The 17,568-nt window shown below is 53.6% G+C and carries 32 protein-coding genes; 2 read left to right on the forward strand and 30 right to left on the reverse strand.

What is annotated here, in order from left to right; all coding sequences use genetic code 11:
* Window positions 1-295: hypothetical protein (locus GWQ31_RS14415; RefSeq protein WP_275909658.1), on the forward strand; the 295-nt coding region annotated here is incomplete at its 5' end.
* A 297-nt stretch (window positions 296-592) separates the two neighbouring features.
* Here the strand turns inward: GWQ31_RS14415 and rplQ are convergent.
* From rplQ to rpsJ, 28 genes are all read right to left on the reverse strand, one after another.
* Complete coding sequence (rplQ, locus tag GWQ31_RS14420) at window positions 593-976, reverse strand: 50S ribosomal protein L17 (protein ID WP_005307999.1); 384 nt, start codon at window positions 974-976, stop codon at window positions 593-595.
* 43 nt (window positions 977-1,019) lie between these two features.
* The gene (gene rpoA / locus GWQ31_RS14425; protein ID WP_005307997.1) at window positions 1,020-2,009 is read right to left on the reverse strand and encodes a DNA-directed RNA polymerase subunit alpha; all 990 of its coding nucleotides are present in this window, start codon (window positions 2,007-2,009) and stop codon (window positions 1,020-1,022) included.
* A gap of 25 nt (window positions 2,010-2,034) precedes the next feature.
* Window positions 2,035-2,655: a 30S ribosomal protein S4 gene (rpsD, locus tag GWQ31_RS14430; protein WP_005319700.1), complete on the reverse strand. Its 621-nt coding sequence runs from the start codon at window positions 2,653-2,655 to the stop codon at window positions 2,035-2,037.
* 39 nt (window positions 2,656-2,694) lie between these two features.
* Window positions 2,695-3,084: a 30S ribosomal protein S11 gene (gene rpsK, locus GWQ31_RS14435; RefSeq protein WP_005319702.1), complete on the reverse strand. Its 390-nt coding sequence runs from the start codon at window positions 3,082-3,084 to the stop codon at window positions 2,695-2,697.
* A 14-nt stretch (window positions 3,085-3,098) separates the two neighbouring features.
* On the reverse strand, window positions 3,099-3,455 hold the full coding sequence (gene rpsM, locus GWQ31_RS14440; protein WP_005307991.1) for a 30S ribosomal protein S13: 357 nt from the start codon (window positions 3,453-3,455) through the stop codon (window positions 3,099-3,101).
* A 139-nt stretch (window positions 3,456-3,594) separates the two neighbouring features.
* Window positions 3,595-3,708 carry a 50S ribosomal protein L36 gene (gene rpmJ / locus GWQ31_RS14445; RefSeq protein WP_005319705.1) on the reverse strand — a complete coding sequence of 38 codons (114 nt, stop codon included), beginning with the start codon at window positions 3,706-3,708 and terminating at the stop codon, window positions 3,595-3,597.
* 27 nt (window positions 3,709-3,735) lie between these two features.
* Window positions 3,736-5,064 (reverse strand): preprotein translocase subunit SecY, encoded by a 1,329-nt coding sequence (gene secY, locus GWQ31_RS14450; RefSeq protein WP_005307989.1) that lies wholly within the window; start codon window positions 5,062-5,064, stop codon window positions 3,736-3,738.
* A gap of 8 nt (window positions 5,065-5,072) precedes the next feature.
* Entirely contained in the window at window positions 5,073-5,510 is a 438-nt protein-coding gene (gene rplO, locus GWQ31_RS14455) for a 50S ribosomal protein L15 (protein ID WP_005319708.1), read from the reverse strand.
* Window positions 5,511-5,512: 2 nt separating this feature from the next.
* Complete coding sequence (gene rpmD, locus GWQ31_RS14460) at window positions 5,513-5,692, reverse strand: 50S ribosomal protein L30 (protein WP_005307985.1); 180 nt, start codon at window positions 5,690-5,692, stop codon at window positions 5,513-5,515.
* A 6-nt stretch (window positions 5,693-5,698) separates the two neighbouring features.
* Window positions 5,699-6,199 (reverse strand): 30S ribosomal protein S5, encoded by a 501-nt coding sequence (rpsE, locus tag GWQ31_RS14465; RefSeq protein ID WP_005319713.1) that lies wholly within the window; start codon window positions 6,197-6,199, stop codon window positions 5,699-5,701.
* A 14-nt stretch (window positions 6,200-6,213) separates the two neighbouring features.
* Window positions 6,214-6,567 (reverse strand): 50S ribosomal protein L18, encoded by a 354-nt coding sequence (gene rplR / locus GWQ31_RS14470; protein WP_265463292.1) that lies wholly within the window; start codon window positions 6,565-6,567, stop codon window positions 6,214-6,216.
* 9 nt (window positions 6,568-6,576) lie between these two features.
* Window positions 6,577-7,110 (reverse strand): 50S ribosomal protein L6, encoded by a 534-nt coding sequence (rplF, locus tag GWQ31_RS14475; RefSeq protein ID WP_005319720.1) that lies wholly within the window; start codon window positions 7,108-7,110, stop codon window positions 6,577-6,579.
* 13 nt (window positions 7,111-7,123) lie between these two features.
* Window positions 7,124-7,516 carry a 30S ribosomal protein S8 gene (gene rpsH, locus GWQ31_RS14480; protein WP_005307980.1) on the reverse strand — a complete coding sequence of 131 codons (393 nt, stop codon included), beginning with the start codon at window positions 7,514-7,516 and terminating at the stop codon, window positions 7,124-7,126.
* Window positions 7,517-7,537: 21 nt separating this feature from the next.
* The gene (gene rpsN, locus GWQ31_RS14485; protein WP_005319722.1) at window positions 7,538-7,843 is read right to left on the reverse strand and encodes a 30S ribosomal protein S14; all 306 of its coding nucleotides are present in this window, start codon (window positions 7,841-7,843) and stop codon (window positions 7,538-7,540) included.
* A 10-nt stretch (window positions 7,844-7,853) separates the two neighbouring features.
* On the reverse strand, window positions 7,854-8,393 hold the full coding sequence (rplE, locus tag GWQ31_RS14490) for a 50S ribosomal protein L5 (RefSeq protein WP_005319725.1): 540 nt from the start codon (window positions 8,391-8,393) through the stop codon (window positions 7,854-7,856).
* 13 nt (window positions 8,394-8,406) lie between these two features.
* Window positions 8,407-8,724, reverse strand: coding sequence for a 50S ribosomal protein L24 (gene rplX, locus GWQ31_RS14495; RefSeq protein ID WP_005319727.1), 318 nt, complete (start codon window positions 8,722-8,724; stop codon window positions 8,407-8,409).
* An 11-nt stretch (window positions 8,725-8,735) separates the two neighbouring features.
* Window positions 8,736-9,104 (reverse strand): 50S ribosomal protein L14, encoded by a 369-nt coding sequence (rplN, locus tag GWQ31_RS14500; RefSeq protein WP_005307975.1) that lies wholly within the window; start codon window positions 9,102-9,104, stop codon window positions 8,736-8,738.
* 147 nt (window positions 9,105-9,251) lie between these two features.
* Window positions 9,252-9,500 carry a 30S ribosomal protein S17 gene (gene rpsQ, locus GWQ31_RS14505; protein WP_005319730.1) on the reverse strand — a complete coding sequence of 83 codons (249 nt, stop codon included), beginning with the start codon at window positions 9,498-9,500 and terminating at the stop codon, window positions 9,252-9,254.
* Window positions 9,500-9,691, reverse strand: a complete 192-nt coding sequence (gene rpmC, locus GWQ31_RS14510; RefSeq protein ID WP_005319733.1) for a 50S ribosomal protein L29 — start codon at window positions 9,689-9,691, stop codon at window positions 9,500-9,502. The genes rpsQ and rpmC overlap by 1 nt, the downstream gene beginning before the upstream one ends.
* Entirely contained in the window at window positions 9,691-10,104 is a 414-nt protein-coding gene (rplP, locus tag GWQ31_RS14515) for a 50S ribosomal protein L16 (RefSeq protein ID WP_005319737.1), read from the reverse strand. The genes rpmC and rplP overlap by 1 nt, the downstream gene beginning before the upstream one ends.
* A gap of 13 nt (window positions 10,105-10,117) precedes the next feature.
* The gene (gene rpsC / locus GWQ31_RS14520; RefSeq protein WP_005319740.1) at window positions 10,118-10,828 is read right to left on the reverse strand and encodes a 30S ribosomal protein S3; all 711 of its coding nucleotides are present in this window, start codon (window positions 10,826-10,828) and stop codon (window positions 10,118-10,120) included.
* Window positions 10,829-10,831: 3 nt separating this feature from the next.
* On the reverse strand, window positions 10,832-11,176 hold the full coding sequence (gene rplV / locus GWQ31_RS14525; RefSeq protein ID WP_005319741.1) for a 50S ribosomal protein L22: 345 nt from the start codon (window positions 11,174-11,176) through the stop codon (window positions 10,832-10,834).
* 10 nt (window positions 11,177-11,186) lie between these two features.
* On the reverse strand, window positions 11,187-11,465 hold the full coding sequence (rpsS, locus tag GWQ31_RS14530; RefSeq protein WP_005307960.1) for a 30S ribosomal protein S19: 279 nt from the start codon (window positions 11,463-11,465) through the stop codon (window positions 11,187-11,189).
* A gap of 22 nt (window positions 11,466-11,487) precedes the next feature.
* Entirely contained in the window at window positions 11,488-12,309 is an 822-nt protein-coding gene (rplB, locus tag GWQ31_RS14535) for a 50S ribosomal protein L2 (protein ID WP_005319743.1), read from the reverse strand.
* Between the two features lie 15 nt (window positions 12,310-12,324).
* On the reverse strand, window positions 12,325-12,624 hold the full coding sequence (rplW, locus tag GWQ31_RS14540; protein WP_343212775.1) for a 50S ribosomal protein L23: 300 nt from the start codon (window positions 12,622-12,624) through the stop codon (window positions 12,325-12,327).
* Window positions 12,624-13,229, reverse strand: a complete 606-nt coding sequence (gene rplD / locus GWQ31_RS14545; RefSeq protein WP_005319750.1) for a 50S ribosomal protein L4 — start codon at window positions 13,227-13,229, stop codon at window positions 12,624-12,626. The genes rplW and rplD overlap by 1 nt, the downstream gene beginning before the upstream one ends.
* Before the next feature lie 17 nt (window positions 13,230-13,246).
* Window positions 13,247-13,879 carry a 50S ribosomal protein L3 gene (gene rplC, locus GWQ31_RS14550; RefSeq protein WP_005319753.1) on the reverse strand — a complete coding sequence of 211 codons (633 nt, stop codon included), beginning with the start codon at window positions 13,877-13,879 and terminating at the stop codon, window positions 13,247-13,249.
* Between the two features lie 22 nt (window positions 13,880-13,901).
* Window positions 13,902-14,213: a 30S ribosomal protein S10 gene (rpsJ, locus tag GWQ31_RS14555; RefSeq protein ID WP_005307944.1), complete on the reverse strand. Its 312-nt coding sequence runs from the start codon at window positions 14,211-14,213 to the stop codon at window positions 13,902-13,904.
* A 355-nt stretch (window positions 14,214-14,568) separates the two neighbouring features.
* Here rpsJ and GWQ31_RS14560 point away from each other — a divergent pair, with 355 nt between their 5' ends.
* Window positions 14,569-15,483, forward strand: a complete 915-nt coding sequence (locus tag GWQ31_RS14560; protein WP_275909659.1) for a DMT family transporter — start codon at window positions 14,569-14,571, stop codon at window positions 15,481-15,483.
* 37 nt (window positions 15,484-15,520) lie between these two features.
* Here GWQ31_RS14560 and envZ read toward each other — a convergent pair whose 3' ends face one another.
* Both envZ and ompR read right to left on the reverse strand, forming a co-directional pair.
* Window positions 15,521-16,831, reverse strand: a complete 1,311-nt coding sequence (envZ, locus tag GWQ31_RS14565; RefSeq protein ID WP_021140671.1) for a two-component system sensor histidine kinase EnvZ — start codon at window positions 16,829-16,831, stop codon at window positions 15,521-15,523.
* Window positions 16,828-17,547, reverse strand: a complete 720-nt coding sequence (gene ompR, locus GWQ31_RS14570) for a two-component system response regulator OmpR (RefSeq protein ID WP_005319762.1) — start codon at window positions 17,545-17,547, stop codon at window positions 16,828-16,830. The genes envZ and ompR overlap by 4 nt, the downstream gene beginning before the upstream one ends.
* Window positions 17,548-17,568: the final 21 nt, after the last annotated feature.

The raw sequence follows: 17,568 nt of genomic DNA on the forward strand, positions 1-17,568 counted from the left end.
CACTTCACCAGACATTGAAAATCAACAAAATTGTTTGATGTTCGATGCTGTGAGTGCCCACACAGATTGCTTGATTCAAATTGTTAAAGAGCGACGCAACAGTGTGTTGCTGCGGGAGTGGAATTCTACTCAACCGCCTTCTCGAGTCAAGCCTTATTTTCAAAGGCTTTTCGAGGCACCGACTGGTTTGTTTGCGTTGCCGCTTGCCCTGTCGATGGAGGCGCATTATAGGGAGTTGAATCTTTCTGGCAACCCCTTATCGGCAATAAAATTGCAAAAATCGGCATCTTTTTAGTTATTCATATCCAACCACAGCTTTTGTACAAACTTATCCACAGAAACTCATAAATACAGGGTAATTACACTCCTTTCTTACGTGTCGCCAGGCAGCACATACAAGTAATCATAAAGACCAAGGCGTAAGGACTTGGTTATGGACAAAGCATAATGCTGTATATAGAAGAGATTAAAAATCAGGGAACGGGCAGTTGAGGCAGTTGAGGCAGTTGAGGCAGTTGAGGCAGTTGAGGCAGTTGAGGCAGTTGAGGGCTCCATTAAAAGAAAAGCCGGGACAAGCCCGGCTTTTTCTTTATCACTCAGCAGCTGCTTCAGCAGCGGCCGGGCGGTCTACCAGCTCAATGTAAGCCATAGGGGCGTTGTCGCCAGCACGGAAACCGCATTTCAGAATGCGAGTATAACCGCCGGCGCGCTCCAGGTAGCGCGGGCCCAGTTCATTGAACAGCTTAGCCACGATCGCGTTGTCGCGAGTGCGGGCAAATGCCAGACGACGATTAGCAACGCTATCAGTCTTGGCAAGGGTGATCAGCGGTTCAACTACACGACGCAGCTCTTTTGCCTTAGGCAGAGTCGTCTTGATGATCTCATGACGAACCAGGGAGCTGGCCATGTTGCGGAACATAGCCTGACGATGGCTGCTGTTCCGGTTCAGTTGACGACCACTCAAACGATGGCGCATGACCTTATCCTTCTAACTAAATCTGTGAAACCCGTAATCTGGATTACTCGTCAGCGATGCTGGCGGGCGGCCAGTTCTCAAGGCGCATGCCAAGAGACAGACCACGGGAGGCCAACACATCCTTGATCTCAGTCAGGGACTTCTTACCGAGGTTAGGAGTTTTAAGCAACTCAACTTCGGTACGCTGTACCAGATCACCAATATAGTGGATAGCTTCTGCCTTCAGACAGTTCGCAGAACGAACTGTCAGCTCCAAATCATCGACAGGACGTAGCAGAATCGGATCAAACTCGGGTTTCTCTTCTTTCTTCTCGGGCACGCTGACATCGCGCAGATCCACGAAGGCTTCCAGTTGCTCAGCCAGAATAGTGGCAGAACGACGGATTGCTTCTTCAGGATCCAGAGTACCATTGGTCTCCATGTCGATGACCAGCTTGTCCAAGTCGGTACGCTGTTCCACACGTGCTGCCTCAACATTGTAGGCAATACGAACGATGGGGCTGAACGCGGAGTCCAGCAGCAGGCGACCAATCGGACGCTCTTCATCATCGTTGTGAACACGAGCAGAAGCAGGCACATAACCACGACCGCGCTGAACTTTCAGGCGCATGCTGATTTCAGCATTGGCACCGGTCAGGTGGCAGATTACGTGCTCCGGGTTTACGATCTCGACTTCATCACCGTGAGTGATATCACCAGCGGTAACGGGGCCTGTTCCAGACTTGGTCAGGGACAGAGTTACCTCGTCCTTGCCTTCCAGCTTCACAGCGATACCTTTCAGGTTGAGCAGAATTTCAAGAATGTCTTCCTGCACACCTTCTTTGCTGCTGTACTCATGCAGTACCCCGTCAATTTCGACTTCAGTAACTGCACAACCGGGCATAGATGACAGCAAAATACGACGCAGGGCATTACCCAGCGTGTGACCAAAACCACGCTCAAGTGGCTCAAGAGTCACTTTCGCATGAGTCGGGCTAACTTGCTCGATGTCAACTAGCCGCGGTTTAAGAAAATCTGTTACAGAACCCAGCATTGTGTCCTCTCTTTAGAAGCTAGCTTTACTTGGAGTAAAGCTCGACGATCAGCTGTTCGTTAATGTCGGCAGACAGGTCGGAACGCTCTGGCAGACGCTTGAAAGCACCTTCCATTTTAGCGGTGTCAACCTCTACCCAAGTCGGCTTCTCACGCTGACCAGCAACCTCGAGGGATGCTTTGATACGCGCTTGCTTCTTAGCCTTCTCACGAACGCAGACCACGTCCTCAGGGGAAACCTGGAAAGAAGGAATATTCACAACGCGACCATTTACCATGATGGCCTTATGGCTCACCAGCTGACGAGATTCAGCACGGGTAGCGCCGAAGCCCATACGGTAAACAACGTTGTCCAAACGACCTTCCAGCAGCTGCAACAGGTTCTCACCGGTGTTACCCTTTTGACGGGCAGCGTCGCGGTAGTAGTTGCGGAACTGTTTTTCCAATACGCCGTAGATACGACGAACTTTTTGTTTCTCGCGCAGCTGAACACCGTAGTCGGACAGACGCGCTTTACGCGCACCGTGCTGACCAGGGGCGGTGTCAATCTTGCACTTAGAATCAATCGCACGAACACCAGACTTCAGGAAGAGGTCGGTGCCCTCACGACGGCTAAGCTTAAGCTTAGGACCGATATATCTTGCCATCTTCTTTCTCCAACAATCCTAGACCAAGTTGCAACAGCGTTATACGCGGCGCTTCTTGGGAGGACGACAACCGTTGTGCGGGATCGGAGTCACATCAGTAATATTAGTGATGCGGAAACCAGCCGCGTTCAGAGCGCGGATGGAAGACTCACGACCGGGACCCGGACCTTTGACCATGACTTCCAGGTTCTTCACGCCGTATTCTTTGGCGATCTCACCAGCACGCTCAGCAGCTACCTGGGCAGCAAACGGAGTGGACTTACGGGAACCACGGAAACCTGAACCACCGGAGGTAGCCCATGACAGAGCATTGCCCTGACGGTCAGTAATGGTCACGATTGTGTTGTTGAAAGATGCATGAACGTGCGCAATACCGTCGCTCACTTGCTTTTTAACGCGCTTGCGAGCACGAGTCGGAGTTTTAGCCATTTTCTACCTTCCCGTTACTTCTTGATAGCCTTGCGCGGACCCTTACGGGTACGAGCGTTGGTCTTGGTACGTTGACCACGAACAGGCAGGCTACGACGGTGACGCAAACCACGGTAGCAACCCAGATCCATCAATCGCTTGATGTTCATGGATATCTGACGACGCAGGTCACCTTCAACGGTGAATTTACCTACTTGTTCACGCAGACTCTCGATCTGAGCTTCGTCCAGGTCTTTAATTTTCACATTCTCAGCGATACCGGCTGCGGCACAGATGGCCTTGGAGCGGGTACGACCGACGCCATAAATCGCAGTCAAAGCAATGACTGCATGCTTATGGTCAGGAATGTTAATGCCAGCGATACGGGCCACTATTCACTCCTACATATAGTAGATTACGACCACCACAAAGCCCGTGAGCGGATACGTGGCGGTCAACCAATACACAACAAAAGTTGGCTGGCTATATTAGCCAGCACAACTATTTGTTGCAAGTACTAACCGTAAAAAATTAGCCTTGGCGCTGTTTATGCTTTGGCTCGCTGCAAATCACACGCACCACACCGTGACGCTTGATGATTTTGCAGTTACGGCAGATTGCCTTAACGGAAGCACGAACTTTCATTGCTTAACTCCGTAACTACGCCGACCTTTAGCGGCCGTAGCCCTTCAGGTTGGCCTTCCTCAGGACGTCGCCATATTGATGAGACATCATATGGGTTTGTACCTGAGCCATGAAGTCCATGATAACTACCACGATAATCAGCAGCGAGGTGCCACCGAAGTAGAACTGTACGTTCCAGGCAGTCATCAAGAACTGGGGTACCAGACAGATAAAGGTTATATAGAGCGCACCTGCCAATGTCAGGCGAGTCATAACCTTATCGATGTAACGTGCTGTCTGCTCGCCCGGGCGGATCCCCGGGATAAAGGCTCCACTCTTCTTCAAGTTGTCTGCTGTCTCGCGGGGGTTGAACACCAGCGCGGTATAGAAGAAACAGAAGAAGATAATGGCTGCTGCATAGAGCATCTCATACAAGGGCTGACCCGGCTGCAGGACCATAGAGACCTGTTGCAGGATATCAGCGACCTTGCCCTCACCCTGACCAAACCAAGAAGTAATGGTCCCTGGGAAGAGGATGATGCTGGATGCGAAAATCGCAGGAATCACACCGGCCATATTCACTTTCAATGGCAGGTGTGTGCTTTGCGCTGCGAATACCTGGCGGCCTTGTTGACGCTTGGCGTAGTTAACGACGATACGACGCTGACCACGTTCCACGAACACCACAAAGTAAGTCACTGCGAAAACAATCAAGCCTAGCAACAACAACAGCAGGATGTGCAATTCCCCTTGACGTGCCTGTTCGGCCGTAGCACCAATGGCATGCGGCAAACCAGCAACGATACCTGTGAAAATAATCAACGAGATACCATTACCGATCCCACGCTCGGTAATCTGCTCACCCAACCACATCAAGAACATGGTACCGGTGACCAGACTCACAACGGCCGTGAAATAGAAGCCCAAACCCGGATGTGTCACGAGTCCTTGCATCATATTCGGCAGACCGGTTGCAATACCAATGGCCTGGAAAGTTCCCAAAACCAGCGTGCCCCAACGGGTATATTGGCTAATCTTGCGACGGCCAGATTCACCTTCTTTCTTGAGTTCAGCAAGAGCGGGGTGAACCACAGTCAGCAGCTGGATAATGATCGATGCCGAAATGTACGGCATGATCCCCAGCGCAAGAATAGAAGCACGCGAGAGTGCACCACCACTGAACATGTTGAACATCTCAATGATGGTGCCCTTCTGTTGTTGGAACAACTCGGCCAGTACGGCGGCGTCAATACCAGGAATCGGCACATAAGAGCCTGCACGGAAAACGATAATCGCCCCGAGAACGAAGAGCAGACGGCTCTTCAGTTCACTCAGACCACCCTGTGCTTTAACATCCAATCCTGGTTTCTTAGCCATTGTACTGATTATTCCTCGATTTTACCGCCAGCGGCCTCGATGGCTGCACGTGCACCTTTGGTGACGGACACACCACGAACGGTCACAGCACGGTCAATGTTGCCAGACAGAACAACTTTAGCGAAAACGATGTTCTTGGTAACAACACCGGCTTGCTTCAGAGTGCTCAAATCGACCACATCACCTTCTACCATGGCGATTTCGTTCAGACGCACTTCGGCAGAAACCAAAGATTTGCGAGAGAAGAAACCGAACTTCGGCAGACGGATTTTCAAAGGCATCTGGCCGCCTTCGAAACCAGCGCGGACTTTACCGCCACCGGAACGAGAGGTTTGACCTTTCACACCACGACCACCAGTCTTGCCCAGGCCGGAGCCGATACCACGACCACGACGTTGTTTTTCAGGCTTGGAACCAGCGGCCGGAGACAGAGTATTCAGACGCATGCTTAGCCCTCCACCTTAACCATGTAATAAACCTGGTTGATCATACCGCGTACGCAGGGAGTATCTTCCAGCTCAACGGTGTGACCAATGCGACGCAGACCCAGACCACGCAGAGTCGCCTTGTGCTTTGGCAGACGGCCGATAGAGCTGCGAGTTTGAGTTACTTTTACAGTGTTAGCCATGTCGCATTACCCCAGAATTTCTTCAACGCGCAGACCACGCTTGGCAGCGATCTGGGCCGGGGATTGACCCTGTACCAGAGCGTCTACAGTTGCGCGAACAACGTTGATTGGGTTGGTGGAACCGTAGGTCTTAGCCAGCACGTTGTGAATACCAGCAACTTCCAGAACAGCACGCATGGCGCCGCCTGCAATGATACCAGTACCTTGTGAGGCCGGCTTCATGAACACGGAGGAACCGGAGTGAACACCGCGCACCGGGTGGTGCAGAGTGCCATTGTTCAGTTCTACCTTGCTCAGGTTACGCTTAGCCTGTTCCATCGCTTTTTGAATAGCGGCCGGAACTTCACGGGCCTTACCGTAACCGTAACCTACACGGCCGTTACCATCACCCACCACGGTCAACGCGGTGAAGGACATGATACGACCACCTTTAACAGTTTTCGAAACACGGTTTACTGCAATCAGCTTTTCTTGCAGTTCGCCGGCTTGAGATTCGACTTTAGCCATCTTCGACTCCTAGCTTAGAACTGAAGACCAGCGTCACGAGCAGCGGTAGCCAGAGCGGCTACACGACCGTGATACTTGAAACCGGAACGATCGAAAGATACGTTCTGAACGCCTTTGGCAATAGCACGCTCAGCGATTGCTTTACCTACTGCGGTAGCTGCATCAGCATTACCGCAGTATTTAAGAGCTTCACTGATGGCTTTCTCTACTGTAGAAGCAGAGGCCAGAACTTCGGAACCGTTGGCTGCGATAACCTGCGCGTAGATATGACGCGGGGTACGGTGAACAACCAGACGGGTAGCTCCCAGTTCCTGCATCTTCTTCCGAGCACGAGTAGCACGACGGAGACGAGCTGCTTTCTTGTCCATAGTGTTACCTTACTTCTTCTTAGCTTCTTTAGTACGCACTTGCTCGTTGGCATAGCGTACACCCTTGCCCTTGTAGGGCTCCGGAGCGCGGTAAGAACGGATATCGGCGGCGACCTGGCCAACCAGCTGCTTGTCCACACCACGCAGAACGATCTCTGTAGCGGTCGGGCATTCAGCGGTGACACCAGCCGGCAGCGCATGCTCTACCGGGTGAGAGAAGCCCAGGGCCAGCGCGACAGCATTGCCCTTGATGGAGGCTTTATAACCTACACCAACCAGCTGCAGCTTACGCTCGAAGCCTTGGGTAACACCGATTACCATGTTGTTAGCCAATGCACGTGCAGTACCGGCCTGAGCGTCAGCACCAGCGATGCCGTCGCGCGGGGCGAACTTCAGTACATTGTCTTCTTTGGTCACTTCTACACCGGCGTGGATGGAACGAACCAGAGAACCTTTACCACCTTTGATGGACAGTTCCTGACCGTTCAGAGTCACCTCTACGCCAGCAGGAATAGTGACGGGTGCCTTAGCAACGCGAGACATTTCCGACCTCCTATTAAGCGACGTAGCAGATGATCTCACCACCCATGCTTGCCTTGCGGGCAGCACGGTCGGTCATCACACCTTTAGACGTGGACACGATAGCAACACCGAGACCGCCCATAACTTTCGGCAGATCAGTAGTGCGCTTGTAAATACGCAGGCCGGGACGGCTCACACGTTGGATCAGTTCTACAACTGGCTTGCCCTGGAAATATTTCAGTTCAATTTCCAGTTCCGGCTTCACATCACCAGCTACGGAGTAGCCAGCGATGTAACCTTCTTCTTTCAGCACTTTGGCGATAGCCACTTTCAGCTTGGAAGAAGGCATGGAAACCGCAACTTTGCTCGCCGCCTGACCGTTACGGATGCGGGTCAGCATATCCGCGATCGGATCTTGCATGCTCATAAGTCTAACTCCCGAGATTCGTTACCAAGAAGCCTTCTTCAGGCCCGGAATTTCGCCCTTCATGGCATGCTCACGCACCTTGATGCGAGACAGACCAAACTTACGCAGGAAACCGTGCGGACGACCAGTAATATTGCAACGGTTACGCTGGCGGGACGGACTGGAATCACGGGGCAGCTGTTGCAGTTGCAGTACAGCATCCCAACGCGCTTCTTCAGAAGCGTTCATATCAACGATGATAGCTTTCAGCTCGGTTCGCTTAGTGGCGAACTTGGCTACCAGCTTCGCACGCTTTGCTTCACGTGCTTTCATGGATGTTTTAGCCATAACCCTAACCTTACTTGCGGAATGGGAAGTTAAAGGCAGCCAGCAGAGCACGGCCTTCTTCATCGGTATTCGCGGAAGTGGTGATGGTGATATCCAGACCACGGACGCGATCGACTTTGTCATAGTCGATTTCCGGGAAGATGATTTGCTCACGCACGCCCATGGAGTAGTTACCACGACCGTCGAACGCTTTAGCGTTCAGGCCACGGAAGTCACGGATACGCGGTACGGAGATGCAAATCAGCCGTTCCAGGAACTCCCACATACGCTCGCCACGCAGGGTTACTTTACAACCTATCGGGTAGCCTTCACGAATCTTGAAGCCCGCAACAGATTTGCGAGCTTTGGTGATCAGCGGCTTCTGACCGGAAATGGCAGCCATATCGGCAGCGGCATTTTCCAACAGCTTTTTGTCAGAGATCGCTTCACCAACACCCATGTTCAGGGTGATTTTCTCGATCCGAGGGACTTGCATGATAGTCTTGTAACCGAACTGTTTGGCCAGTTCATTTACTACATCGGATTTGTAGTAATCATGCAGTTTCGCCATCGTTAAACTCCAATTACTTCACAAGTTCGCCGGTGGATTTGAAGAAACGAACTTTTTTGCCGTCTTCAATCCGGAAACCAACGCGATCAGCCTTGCCAGCGGCAGAGTTGAACAGCGCTACGTTAGAAACGTCCATTGGGGCTTCTTTGCTGATGATGCCGCCAGCCTGACCCAGTGCGGGTACCGGCTTTTGATGCTTCTTCACCAGATTGATGCCTTCAACGAGAACCTTACCTTCGGTTACCAGGACTTGAGTGACTTTGCCACGCTTGCCCTTGTCTTTGCCGGTAAGAACAATCACTTCGTCTTCGCGACGGATTTTAGCTGCCATCGTTCGACTCCTTACAGTACTTCGGGTGCCAGGGACACAATCTTCATGAACTTCTCATTACGGAGTTCACGGGTCACCGGGCCAAAAATACGAGTACCGATTGGCTGTTGGTTGTTGTTAAGCAACACAGCCGCATTGTTGTCGAAACGGATGACTGAGCCGTCCGGACGACGAACGCCTTTACGGGTGCGTACGACCACCGCGTTATATACATCACCTTTCTTCACTTTACCGCGAGGAATGGCTTCCTTGATGGAAACTTTGATGATGTCGCCGATGCCGGCATAACGGCGGTGCGAGCCACCCAGAACCTTAATACACATTACACTGCGAGCGCCGGAGTTGTCGGCTACACCCAGCATACTTTGCATCTGGATCATTTTAGTGCTCCGCTTTGTTTACTTCTTATCCCTTTCGGGATCTGGCTGCCTTCAAAAGGCGCGAAACTATAACACATGATTTTGAGAAAAGGTAGCCTAAAAAACAAACGGCCCCGCTAAGGGGCCGTTTGGACTACAAAGTACCGATTAGGCCTTTTCTAAGATCGCAACCAGGGTCCAGGACTTGGTCTTGGACAGCGGGCGGCATTCGCGGATTTCCACGAGATCGCCAGCTTTACACTCGTTGTTTTCATCATGTACGTGCAGCTTGGTAGTGCGCTTGATGATCTTACCGTAGATCGGGTGCTTTACCTTGCGCTCGATAGCAACAGTGATGGATTTTTCCATCTTGTCGCTGATTACACGACCTTGCAGAGTACGGATCTTGTCAGTCATTACGCACCTGCCTTCTCAGTCAGTACAGTCTTGATACGTGCGACGTCACGACGCACTTGTTTCAGAGTGTGAGTCTGAGCCAGCTGGCCAGTGGACGCTTGCATGCGCATGTTGAATTGCTCACGCAGCAGGCCCAGCAGCTCCTGGTTCAGTTCATCGACGCTCTTTTGACGCAGATCTTGGGCTTTCATCACATCACCGTCTTAATTACGAAAGTGGTCTGAACAGACAGCTTAGCTGCGGCCAGGGCAAACGCTTCACGCGCCAGAGCCTCAGGTACACCGTCCATCTCGTACAGAACCTTGCCAGGCTGGATCGGGCAGACCCAATATTCCACGTTGCCCTTACCTTTACCCATACGAACTTCGAGAGGCTTTTCGGTGATGGGCTTGTCCGGGAACACACGGATCCAGATCTTGCCTTGACGCTTAACGTGACGGGTCATGGCACGACGGGCTGCTTCGATTTGACGAGCAGTCAGTTGACCACGAGATGTCGCCTTCAGGCCAAAGGTACCGAAGGATACTTCGTTACCAGTGTTGGCCAGACCGCGGTTGCGACCCTTATGGGTCTTGCGGAATTTAGTACGCTTTGGTTGCAACATTTACCGAATCTCCTTACTTACCGCGGCGTTTGTTATCGCGCTTGGGCTTTGCAGGAGCTTGCTCTTGAGCAGCGGCAGCATTAACTGCAGCCAGACCACCCAGAACTTCGCCCTTGAAGATCCAAACCTTAACGCCGATCACACCGTAAGTGGTGTGGGCTTCAGAAGTTGCGTAGTCGATGTCGGCACGCAGGGTGTGCAACGGCACACGACCTTCACGGTACCATTCGGTACGCGCGATTTCAGCACCGCCCAGACGACCAGACACTTCCACTTTGATGCCCTTGGCACCCAGGCGCATTGCGTTCTGTACGGCGCGCTTCATAGCACGACGGAACATTACGCGACGTTCCAGTTGGGAAGTGATGCTGTCAGCAACAAGCTTGCCATCCAGCTCCGGCTTACGGACTTCGGAAATGTTGATCTGAGCAGGCACGCCGGTAATCACGGCGACAGCTTTGCGCAGTTTCTCAACGTCTTCGCCTTTCTTACCGATCACAACACCCGGACGAGCGGTGTGAATGGTCACACGGATGCTCTTGGCCGGACGCTCGATGGTGATCTTGGACAAGGACGCATTTTTCAGTTCCTTGGTCAGGAACTGGCGTACTTGAAAATCGCTGTACAGGTTGTCAGCGAAGTCTTTGGTGTTCGCGAACCAGGTAGAATTCCAAGGCTTGGTAATACCCAGGCGAATGCCATTAGGATGTACTTTCTGACCCATTGCTTATCTCCCAGCCTTAGCGTCGGATACCACTACAGTGATGTGAGCGGTACGCTTGAGGATACGATCCGCACGACCTTTGGCACGCGGACGGATGCGCTTCATGGAGGGACCTTCGTCGACCATGATAGTAGCAACACGCAGCGCATCGATATCAGCGCCTTCGTTGTGCTCAGCGTTTGCAATGGCAGATTCCAGCACTTTCTTAACCAGCACTGCAGCCTTTTTCGGGCTGAAGGTCAGGATATTCAGAGCCTTGTCTACAGACAGACCACGTACTTGATCGGCTACCAGACGAGCTTTCTGGGCAGAAGTACGGGCATAACGGTGTTTAGCGATAGCTTCCATCATTTATCCCTTAGCGCTTCTTAGCCTTCTTATCAGCAGCATGGCCGCGATAAGTACGAGTCGGTGCGAATTCACCCAGTTTGTGACCGATCATTTCTTCGGTAACGAAAACCGGAACGTGCTGACGACCATTATGGACAGCGATGGTCAAACCGATCATGTTCGGGATGATCATTGAACGACGGGACCAGGTCTTAACCGGCTTTTTATCCCCGCTTTCCACCGCTTTCTCTACCTTCTTCAGCAAGTGCAGGTCAATAAATGGACCCTTCTTGAGAGAACGTGGCATGGTGATTCCTCTATGTTAACAATTACTTGTTACGACGACGTACGATGTACTTGTCGGTACGCTTGTTCTTACGGGTCTTGAAGCCTTTAGCCTTCTGGCCCCATGGGGACACAGGCTGCATGCCCTTGTTACGACCCTCACCACCACCGTGCGGGTGGTCGACCGGGTTCATCGCCATACCGCGAACGGTCGGACGAATACCACGCCAGCGGTTGGCACCGGCTTTACCCAGTTGACGCAACATGTGCTCGGAGTTACCGACTTCACCGATGGTGGCGCGGCACTCGGCCAGAACTTTACGTACTTCGCCGGAACGCAGACGCAGAGTTACATAGTTACCTTCACGAGCCAGGATCTGGATGAAAGTACCAGCGGAACGAGCCAGCTGGGCACCTTTACCAGGTTTCATCTCAACGGCGTGAACAGTAGAACCAACCGGGATGTTGCGCATCGGCAGGGTGTTACCTACCTTGATGGCTGCATCAGCACCAGAAGCGATCGCGTCACCAGCTTTCAGGCCTTTCGGAGCCAGGATGTAACGACGCTCACCGTCTGCATACAACACCAGTGCGATGTTAGCGGTACGGTTAGGATCGTATTCCAGGCGTTCTACTTTGGCCGGGATACCGTCTTTGTCACGTTTGAAGTCGACGATACGGTAATGCTGCTTGTGACCACCACCGATATGACGGGTGGTGATACGACCGTTGTTGTTACGACCACCGGACTTGCTCTTGCTGTCCAGCAGAGCGGCAAAGGGCTTACCCTTGTACAGCTCTTGATTGACGATCTTAACGACGTGGCGGCGGCCTGGAGAAGTAGGCTTGCACTTAACGATTGCCATTTTTCAGAACTCCTCTTACTCGGCTGCGCCCATGAAGTCGATGTCCTGACCAGCTTTCAGGGTCACATAAGCCTTTTTCCAATCGGAACGACGGCCTACGCGGGCACCTGAGCGCTTGGTTTTACCCTTCATGTTCAGGGTACGGACGGTCTCAACTTCGACCTCGAACAGTTTCGCAACTGCAGCTTTGACTTCCGCCTTGGTGGCGTCGACAGCAATTTTGAACACGATAGTGTTCTGCTTCTCGGCGACCATGGTGCTCTTTTCAGAGATATGCGGAGCCTTCAGAACTTTCAACAGACGCTCTTCGCGGATCATGCCAGCATCTCCTCGATTTGCTTAACTGCTTCAGCAGTCATCAGAACCTTGTCGAAAGCGATCAGGCTGACCGGGTCGATACCGGCAACGTCACGCACGTCAACTTTGTACAGGTTGCGAGCAGCCAGGAACAGGTTCTCATCGACTTCAGCTGTCACGATCAGAACGTCAGTCAGTTCCATCTCTTTCAGCTTGGCGATCAGTTCTTTGGTCTTCGGCGCTTCGATGCCGAATTTCTCGACAACGATCAGGCGCTCTTGACGTACCAGCTCGGACAGGATGCTACGGATAGCGCCGCGGTACATCTTCTTGTTTACTTTTTGGCTGTGATCTTGCGGCTTAGCAGCAAAAGTCACACCACCGGAACGCCAAATGGGCGAACGGATGGAGCCAGCACGGGCACGACCAGTACCCTTCTGACGCCACGGCTTTTTGCCGCCACCAGACACTTCAGAGCGAGTCAGCTGCGCACGAGTACCCTGACGGGCACCTGCGGCATATGCAACGACGACCTGGTGAACCAGAGCTTCGTTGAATTCGCGCCCGAAGGTAGTCTCGGAAACTTCAAGAGCGCTCTTGGCGTCTTTCATTACCAATTCCATTACTATCTCCTCAGACGTTACGCTTTGACGGCAGGTTTGACGATCACGTTGCCGTTGGTTGCACCTGGGACTGCACCTTTGATGAGCAGCAGGTTACGTTCAGCGTCAACACGAACCAGTTCCAGGTTCTGAGTCGTTACACGCTCAGCACCCATGTGACCAGCCATCTTTTTGCCCTTGAATACACGACCCGGAGTCTGGTTCTGACCGATAGAACCCGGAGCGCGGTGAGACAAGGAGTTACCGTGGGTCATATCCTGGGTGCGGAAGTTGTGGCGCTTTACAGTGCCCGCAAAACCTTTACCCTTGGATGTGCCGGTAACGTCTACCATCTTAACGTCAGCGAGAAGATCTACTTTCAGCTCGCTACCAACAGTGAAAGTTTCACCGTTGTTCAGGCGGAACTCCCACAGACCGCGACCGGCTTCTACACCAGCTTTGGCGAAGTGGCCAGCTTCCGGCTTGGTCACACGGCTGGCTTTCTTGGCGCCAGTGGTAACCTGAATAGCGTTGTAGCCGTCGGTTTCTACAGATTTGACCTGAGTTACACGGTTAGCTTCAACTTCGATAACAGTCACCGGGATAGAAACGCCATCTTCAGTGAAGATGCGAGTCATACCCACTTTGCGACCTACAAGACCGATTGTCATTGTTATCAACCTCTTTCCGTAATTAACCCAGGCTGATCTGGACGTCTACACCAGCTGCCAGATCCAGACGCATCAGGGCGTCTACGGTCTTGTCAGTCGGCTCAACGATGTCTACCAGACGCTTGTGAGTGCGGATCTCGTACTGATCACGCGCATCTTTGTTGACGTGCGGGGAGATCAGGACGGTGAAGCGCTCTTTGCGAGTCGGCAGCGGAATAGGACCGCGAACCTGCGCGCCGGTGCGCTTTGCAGTTTCAACGATTTCCGCAGTGGATTGATCAATCAGGCGATGATCAAAAGCCTTCAGGCGGATACGGATTCTTTGGTTCTGCATTGACAGAGCTCCAATAGATAAAAGAACATAAACCAACACCGCCCGACCGAGATTACTCCCGCCAGAGGTGTGATTTTTCACGTTTCCCCCCATATCGGGAGGACTGTATGGCTGGCTCCTGTAAACAGGAAACTCAGCAGCAGACATATCGTCTGGCTTACCTCATGGGTAAGCGGAGGGGATTATACGGATTTTTCAAATTTGCGCAAGGGAGGGCGAACAGATTGTGCGCAGTTTTATGTGACAGATGGATCTCGCCGGCGACACCTCATCCCCTTGGCAACTCGGGGTAACGACAATGTTACAAACAGGCTGGTAGACTGTGCGCCTGCCTCTGTCAGTGGAACGACATCCAATGCTCAAAGATCAAAAAAAAGCCTATCAGTATGGACTCTGCGCCGTTGCCCTCTGGTCGACAGTCGCCACCGCCTTCAAGATCTCCCTCGCCTACTTTGAACCGTTGCAATTGCTGCTTGTAGCCGCCTTCACCTCGACCCTCACGCTGACGGCGATAGTTGCCAAACAGGGTAAACTGCCGCTGCTACGGAGTTACATCAAGGCACGACCTTTCTATTACCTGACCCTGGGTGTGCTGAACCCCTTCCTCTATTACCTGCTGCTGTTCAAGGCCTATGATCTGCTGCCCGCCCAGCAGGCACAGACCCTCAACTACACTTGGGCCATCACCCTCAGTCTGCTGGCAGTCCCCTTTCTCGGCCAGAAACTGCGCCGCCGCGATGGAGTGGCCATAGTGCTGGGCTACTTCGGTGCCCTGGTGATCGCCACCAAGGGGGATGTGTTCGGCCTGCAATTCGACAGCCCGCTCGGGGTCGCGCTGGCGCTGGTATCGACGCTTATCTGGGCCAGTTACTGGATCCTCAACACCCGCAATCAGGGAGACCCCATCGTCAGCCTGTTGCTCGGCTTTATCATCAGCCTTCCTTTCATTGTCGCGGCGACCTGGCTGCTCTCCGATTTCGCCATGACAGCCTGGCAAGGCTGGGTCGGCGCCATCTATGTGGGCCTGTTCGAGATGGGCTTCGGTTTCGTGCTGTGGCTGATGGCTTTGCGCCATGCCACCAACACGGCCCCTATAAGCAACCTCATCTTCATCTCGCCGTTTGCCTCCCTGGTGTTGCTCAACCTGTTGATCGGCGAGACCATACACCCGGCAACCCCCATAGGGCTGGGGCTGATCGTCGCCGCCTTGCTGATCCAGCAGCTGAAATATGGCAAGCGCTACCGCAAGGGAGCTGAGCCGCAAGCCTGATAATGCAAAAGGGCGTATCCACAGATACGCCCTTTTCTCAATCCATCCACTCCAGTGGCTGGTTCTTGGGAAGCCGGACCTCCACCAACAAGCCCCCCAGCTCGGCCCGTCCCAGCCGGATGGTGCCGTGATGCTGGGAGACGATCTTGGCGACAATGGCCAATCCCAGGCCGCTGCCACTGCCGGTGCGAGCCTCGTTGCCCTGAGTGAAGGGCTTGAGCACACGGTAATAATCCTGCTCGGGGATGCCGGGACCATTGTCCGACAGCCGCAGCCGTACCCAGTGACCATCATCTTTGAGCTCGGCGTGCAACCTGCTCGCGCCGTAGCGCAGCGAGTTGCCTGACAGGTTGTTGAGAATACGACGAATACTGATGGGATTGCAGGCCACTCGCACCGCCTCTTCCGGCAATTCGAGGTCAACCTCCAATCCCTGATCGGTCTGCATCAGCAGTACGTCGTGGATCAGCTGAGTCAGATCGATCTGCTGGGTATCCAGTCCCTCGTCCGGACGGATGTAGTCGATGAACTGATCTATGATGCCGTTGGACTCGTCGATGTCCGCATTGATGCTCTCCTTGAGATACTCATCCCCGGACGACATCATTTCGGTCGCCAGCCGGATACGGGTCAGCGGTGTGCGCAAGTCATGAGAGACCCCGGCCATCATCAGATTGCGCTCCTCAATCAAGCGTTTGATGGAGCTCGACATATGATTGAAGGTCCGGGTCAGTCGGCGTACCTCCCGCGACCCCTGTTCCCCCAGCGCATCGGGAAAGTTGCCGCGCGCCACGGCTACGGCGCCGGCCTCCAGATCCTCCAGCGGACGCACCAGCTGGCGGGCAAAACGCCAGGCAGCAAACAGAGTGACCACCAGCAGCACGCTCATGTAGAGGATCAGCGGCTCGATATCGTCATCTTCGATCTCGGTCAGCGGGATGCGAACCCACACCTGATTGGCCTGCGGCGGCTGGATCCAGATGATGTAGTGATCCTGGATCTCGACCCGCACCTTGGTCTTGCCACCCAGTTCACGACTGATGCTCTCTTCCAGATAGGTATAGGGCTTGGAATCGTTGAGCCCATGCTGTTCGGCCTCCGTCTGGGTGTAGAGGTCACTGCCGGTCGCGACATAAACCAGCGCTTCGGCATCCTCGCTCAGCGCCAGCTGATTGCTTTCGACCGGGAAGATGAGCTTGACCTGATTGGCCAGCAGGTGGCTGATCTGCTTGACGGTGGGTGCCAGCAGATAGTTGTAGAAGGTGACATAGGAGACAAACTGATAGACCACCAGCACGGCGGCCAAAAACCAGAGCATGCGAGAAAACATGCTGCCCACTTTTTTCATTCGCCATCACCGTCCGGCACGAAGACGTAACCCAGGCCCCAGACTGTCTGCAGGTAACGGGGCTGGGCCGGATCCTGCTCCAGCAGGCGGCGCAAGCGGGAGACCTGCACGTCTATGCTGCGCTCGGTCGCCGTGTACTCGCGCCCTCTGGCCAGATTCATCAACTTGTCGCGGGAGAGGGGCTCACGAGGGTGGCTGACCAGCACCTTGAGCACGGCAAATTCACCGCTGGTCAGGGCAACGGGCTCCCCATCACGGCTGAGCTCCCGGGTCGCCAGGTTGAGCTGATAGCTGCCGAAGGTCACCATCTTCTCGGCGGTCGAAGGCGCGCCAGGCAGTTCGACGGTATGCCGGCGCAGCACGGCACGGATCCGCGCCAGCAGCTCACGGGGGTTGAATGGCTTGGGCAGATAGTCATCAGCCCCCATCTCGAGCCCAACGATACGATCTACCTCATCCCCCTTGGCGGTCAGCATGAGCACCGGGATCTGGTTGCCGGCTTCACGAAGGCGACGACAGATAGAAAGCCCATCCTCCCCCGGCAGCATCAGATCAAGTACCATCAGGCTGAAGTTTTCACGGGTCAGCAGGCGGTCAGCCTGTTCGCCATTGGCGACGCCCCGAACAACGAATCCCTGTTCGGTCAGGTAACGCTCCAGCAGGGAACGTAATTTCAAATCATCGTCGACGACCAGAACCTTGTATTGCTGACTCATTGCTTGCCTCTCCTCTCGATA

It is taken from the genome of Aeromonas sp. 2MA4, assembly GCF_029237305.1.
In the GTDB taxonomy this organism is placed as follows: Bacteria; Pseudomonadota; Gammaproteobacteria; order Enterobacterales; family Aeromonadaceae; genus Aeromonas; species Aeromonas salmonicida.

What these genes read in the sequence shown, in the direction of transcription:
- rplQ (WP_005307999.1), bottom strand. Translation starts at nt 976, where the DNA reads ATGCGCCATCGTTTGAGTGGTCGTCAACTGAACCGGAACAGCAGCCAT.
- rpoA (WP_005307997.1), bottom strand. Translation starts at nt 2,009, where the DNA reads ATGCTGGGTTCTGTAACAGATTTTCTTAAACCGCGGCTAGTTGACATC.
- rpsD (WP_005319700.1), bottom strand. Translation starts at nt 2,655, where the DNA reads ATGGCAAGATATATCGGTCCTAAGCTTAAGCTTAGCCGTCGTGAGGGC.
- rpsK (WP_005319702.1), bottom strand. Translation starts at nt 3,084, where the DNA reads ATGGCTAAAACTCCGACTCGTGCTCGCAAGCGCGTTAAAAAGCAAGTG.
- rpmJ (WP_005319705.1), bottom strand. Translation starts at nt 3,708, where the DNA reads ATGAAAGTTCGTGCTTCCGTTAAGGCAATCTGCCGTAACTGCAAAATC.
- secY (WP_005307989.1), bottom strand. Translation starts at nt 5,064, where the DNA reads ATGGCTAAGAAACCAGGATTGGATGTTAAAGCACAGGGTGGTCTGAGT.
- rplO (WP_005319708.1), bottom strand. Translation starts at nt 5,510, where the DNA reads ATGCGTCTGAATACTCTGTCTCCGGCCGCTGGTTCCAAGCCTGAAAAA.
- rpmD (WP_005307985.1), bottom strand. Translation starts at nt 5,692, where the DNA reads ATGGCTAACACTGTAAAAGTAACTCAAACTCGCAGCTCTATCGGCCGT.
- rpsE (WP_005319713.1), bottom strand. Translation starts at nt 6,199, where the DNA reads ATGGCTAAAGTCGAATCTCAAGCCGGCGAACTGCAAGAAAAGCTGATT.
- rplR (WP_265463292.1), bottom strand. Translation starts at nt 6,567, where the DNA reads ATGGACAAGAAAGCAGCTCGTCTCCGTCGTGCTACTCGTGCTCGGAAG.
- rplF (WP_005319720.1), bottom strand. Translation starts at nt 7,110, where the DNA reads ATGTCTCGCGTTGCTAAGGCACCCGTCACTATTCCTGCTGGCGTAGAG.
- rpsH (WP_005307980.1), bottom strand. Translation starts at nt 7,516, where the DNA reads ATGAGCATGCAAGATCCGATCGCGGATATGCTGACCCGCATCCGTAAC.
- rpsN (WP_005319722.1), bottom strand. Translation starts at nt 7,843, where the DNA reads ATGGCTAAAACATCCATGAAAGCACGTGAAGCAAAGCGTGCGAAGCTG.
- rplE (WP_005319725.1), bottom strand. Translation starts at nt 8,393, where the DNA reads ATGGCGAAACTGCATGATTACTACAAATCCGATGTAGTAAATGAACTG.
- rplX (WP_005319727.1), bottom strand. Translation starts at nt 8,724, where the DNA reads ATGGCAGCTAAAATCCGTCGCGAAGACGAAGTGATTGTTCTTACCGGC.
- rplN (WP_005307975.1), bottom strand. Translation starts at nt 9,104, where the DNA reads ATGATCCAGATGCAAAGTATGCTGGGTGTAGCCGACAACTCCGGCGCT.
- rpsQ (WP_005319730.1), bottom strand. Translation starts at nt 9,500, where the DNA reads ATGACTGACAAGATCCGTACTCTGCAAGGTCGTGTAATCAGCGACAAG.
- rpmC (WP_005319733.1), bottom strand. Translation starts at nt 9,691, where the DNA reads ATGAAAGCCCAAGATCTGCGTCAAAAGAGCGTCGATGAACTGAACCAG.
- rplP (WP_005319737.1), bottom strand. Translation starts at nt 10,104, where the DNA reads ATGTTGCAACCAAAGCGTACTAAATTCCGCAAGACCCATAAGGGTCGC.
- rpsC (WP_005319740.1), bottom strand. Translation starts at nt 10,828, where the DNA reads ATGGGTCAGAAAGTACATCCTAATGGCATTCGCCTGGGTATTACCAAG.
- rplV (WP_005319741.1), bottom strand. Translation starts at nt 11,176, where the DNA reads ATGGAAGCTATCGCTAAACACCGTTATGCCCGTACTTCTGCCCAGAAA.
- rpsS (WP_005307960.1), bottom strand. Translation starts at nt 11,465, where the DNA reads ATGCCACGTTCTCTCAAGAAGGGTCCATTTATTGACCTGCACTTGCTG.
- rplB (WP_005319743.1), bottom strand. Translation starts at nt 12,309, where the DNA reads ATGGCAATCGTTAAGTGCAAGCCTACTTCTCCAGGCCGCCGCCACGTC.
- rplD (WP_005319750.1), bottom strand. Translation starts at nt 13,229, where the DNA reads ATGGAATTGGTAATGAAAGACGCCAAGAGCGCTCTTGAAGTTTCCGAG.
- rplC (WP_005319753.1), bottom strand. Translation starts at nt 13,879, where the DNA reads ATGACAATCGGTCTTGTAGGTCGCAAAGTGGGTATGACTCGCATCTTC.
- rpsJ (WP_005307944.1), bottom strand. Translation starts at nt 14,213, where the DNA reads ATGCAGAACCAAAGAATCCGTATCCGCCTGAAGGCTTTTGATCATCGC.
- GWQ31_RS14560 (WP_275909659.1), top strand. Translation starts at nt 14,569, where the DNA reads ATGCTCAAAGATCAAAAAAAAGCCTATCAGTATGGACTCTGCGCCGTT.
- envZ (WP_021140671.1), bottom strand. Translation starts at nt 16,831, where the DNA reads ATGAAAAAAGTGGGCAGCATGTTTTCTCGCATGCTCTGGTTTTTGGCC.
- ompR (WP_005319762.1), bottom strand. Translation starts at nt 17,547, where the DNA reads ATGAGTCAGCAATACAAGGTTCTGGTCGTCGACGATGATTTGAAATTA.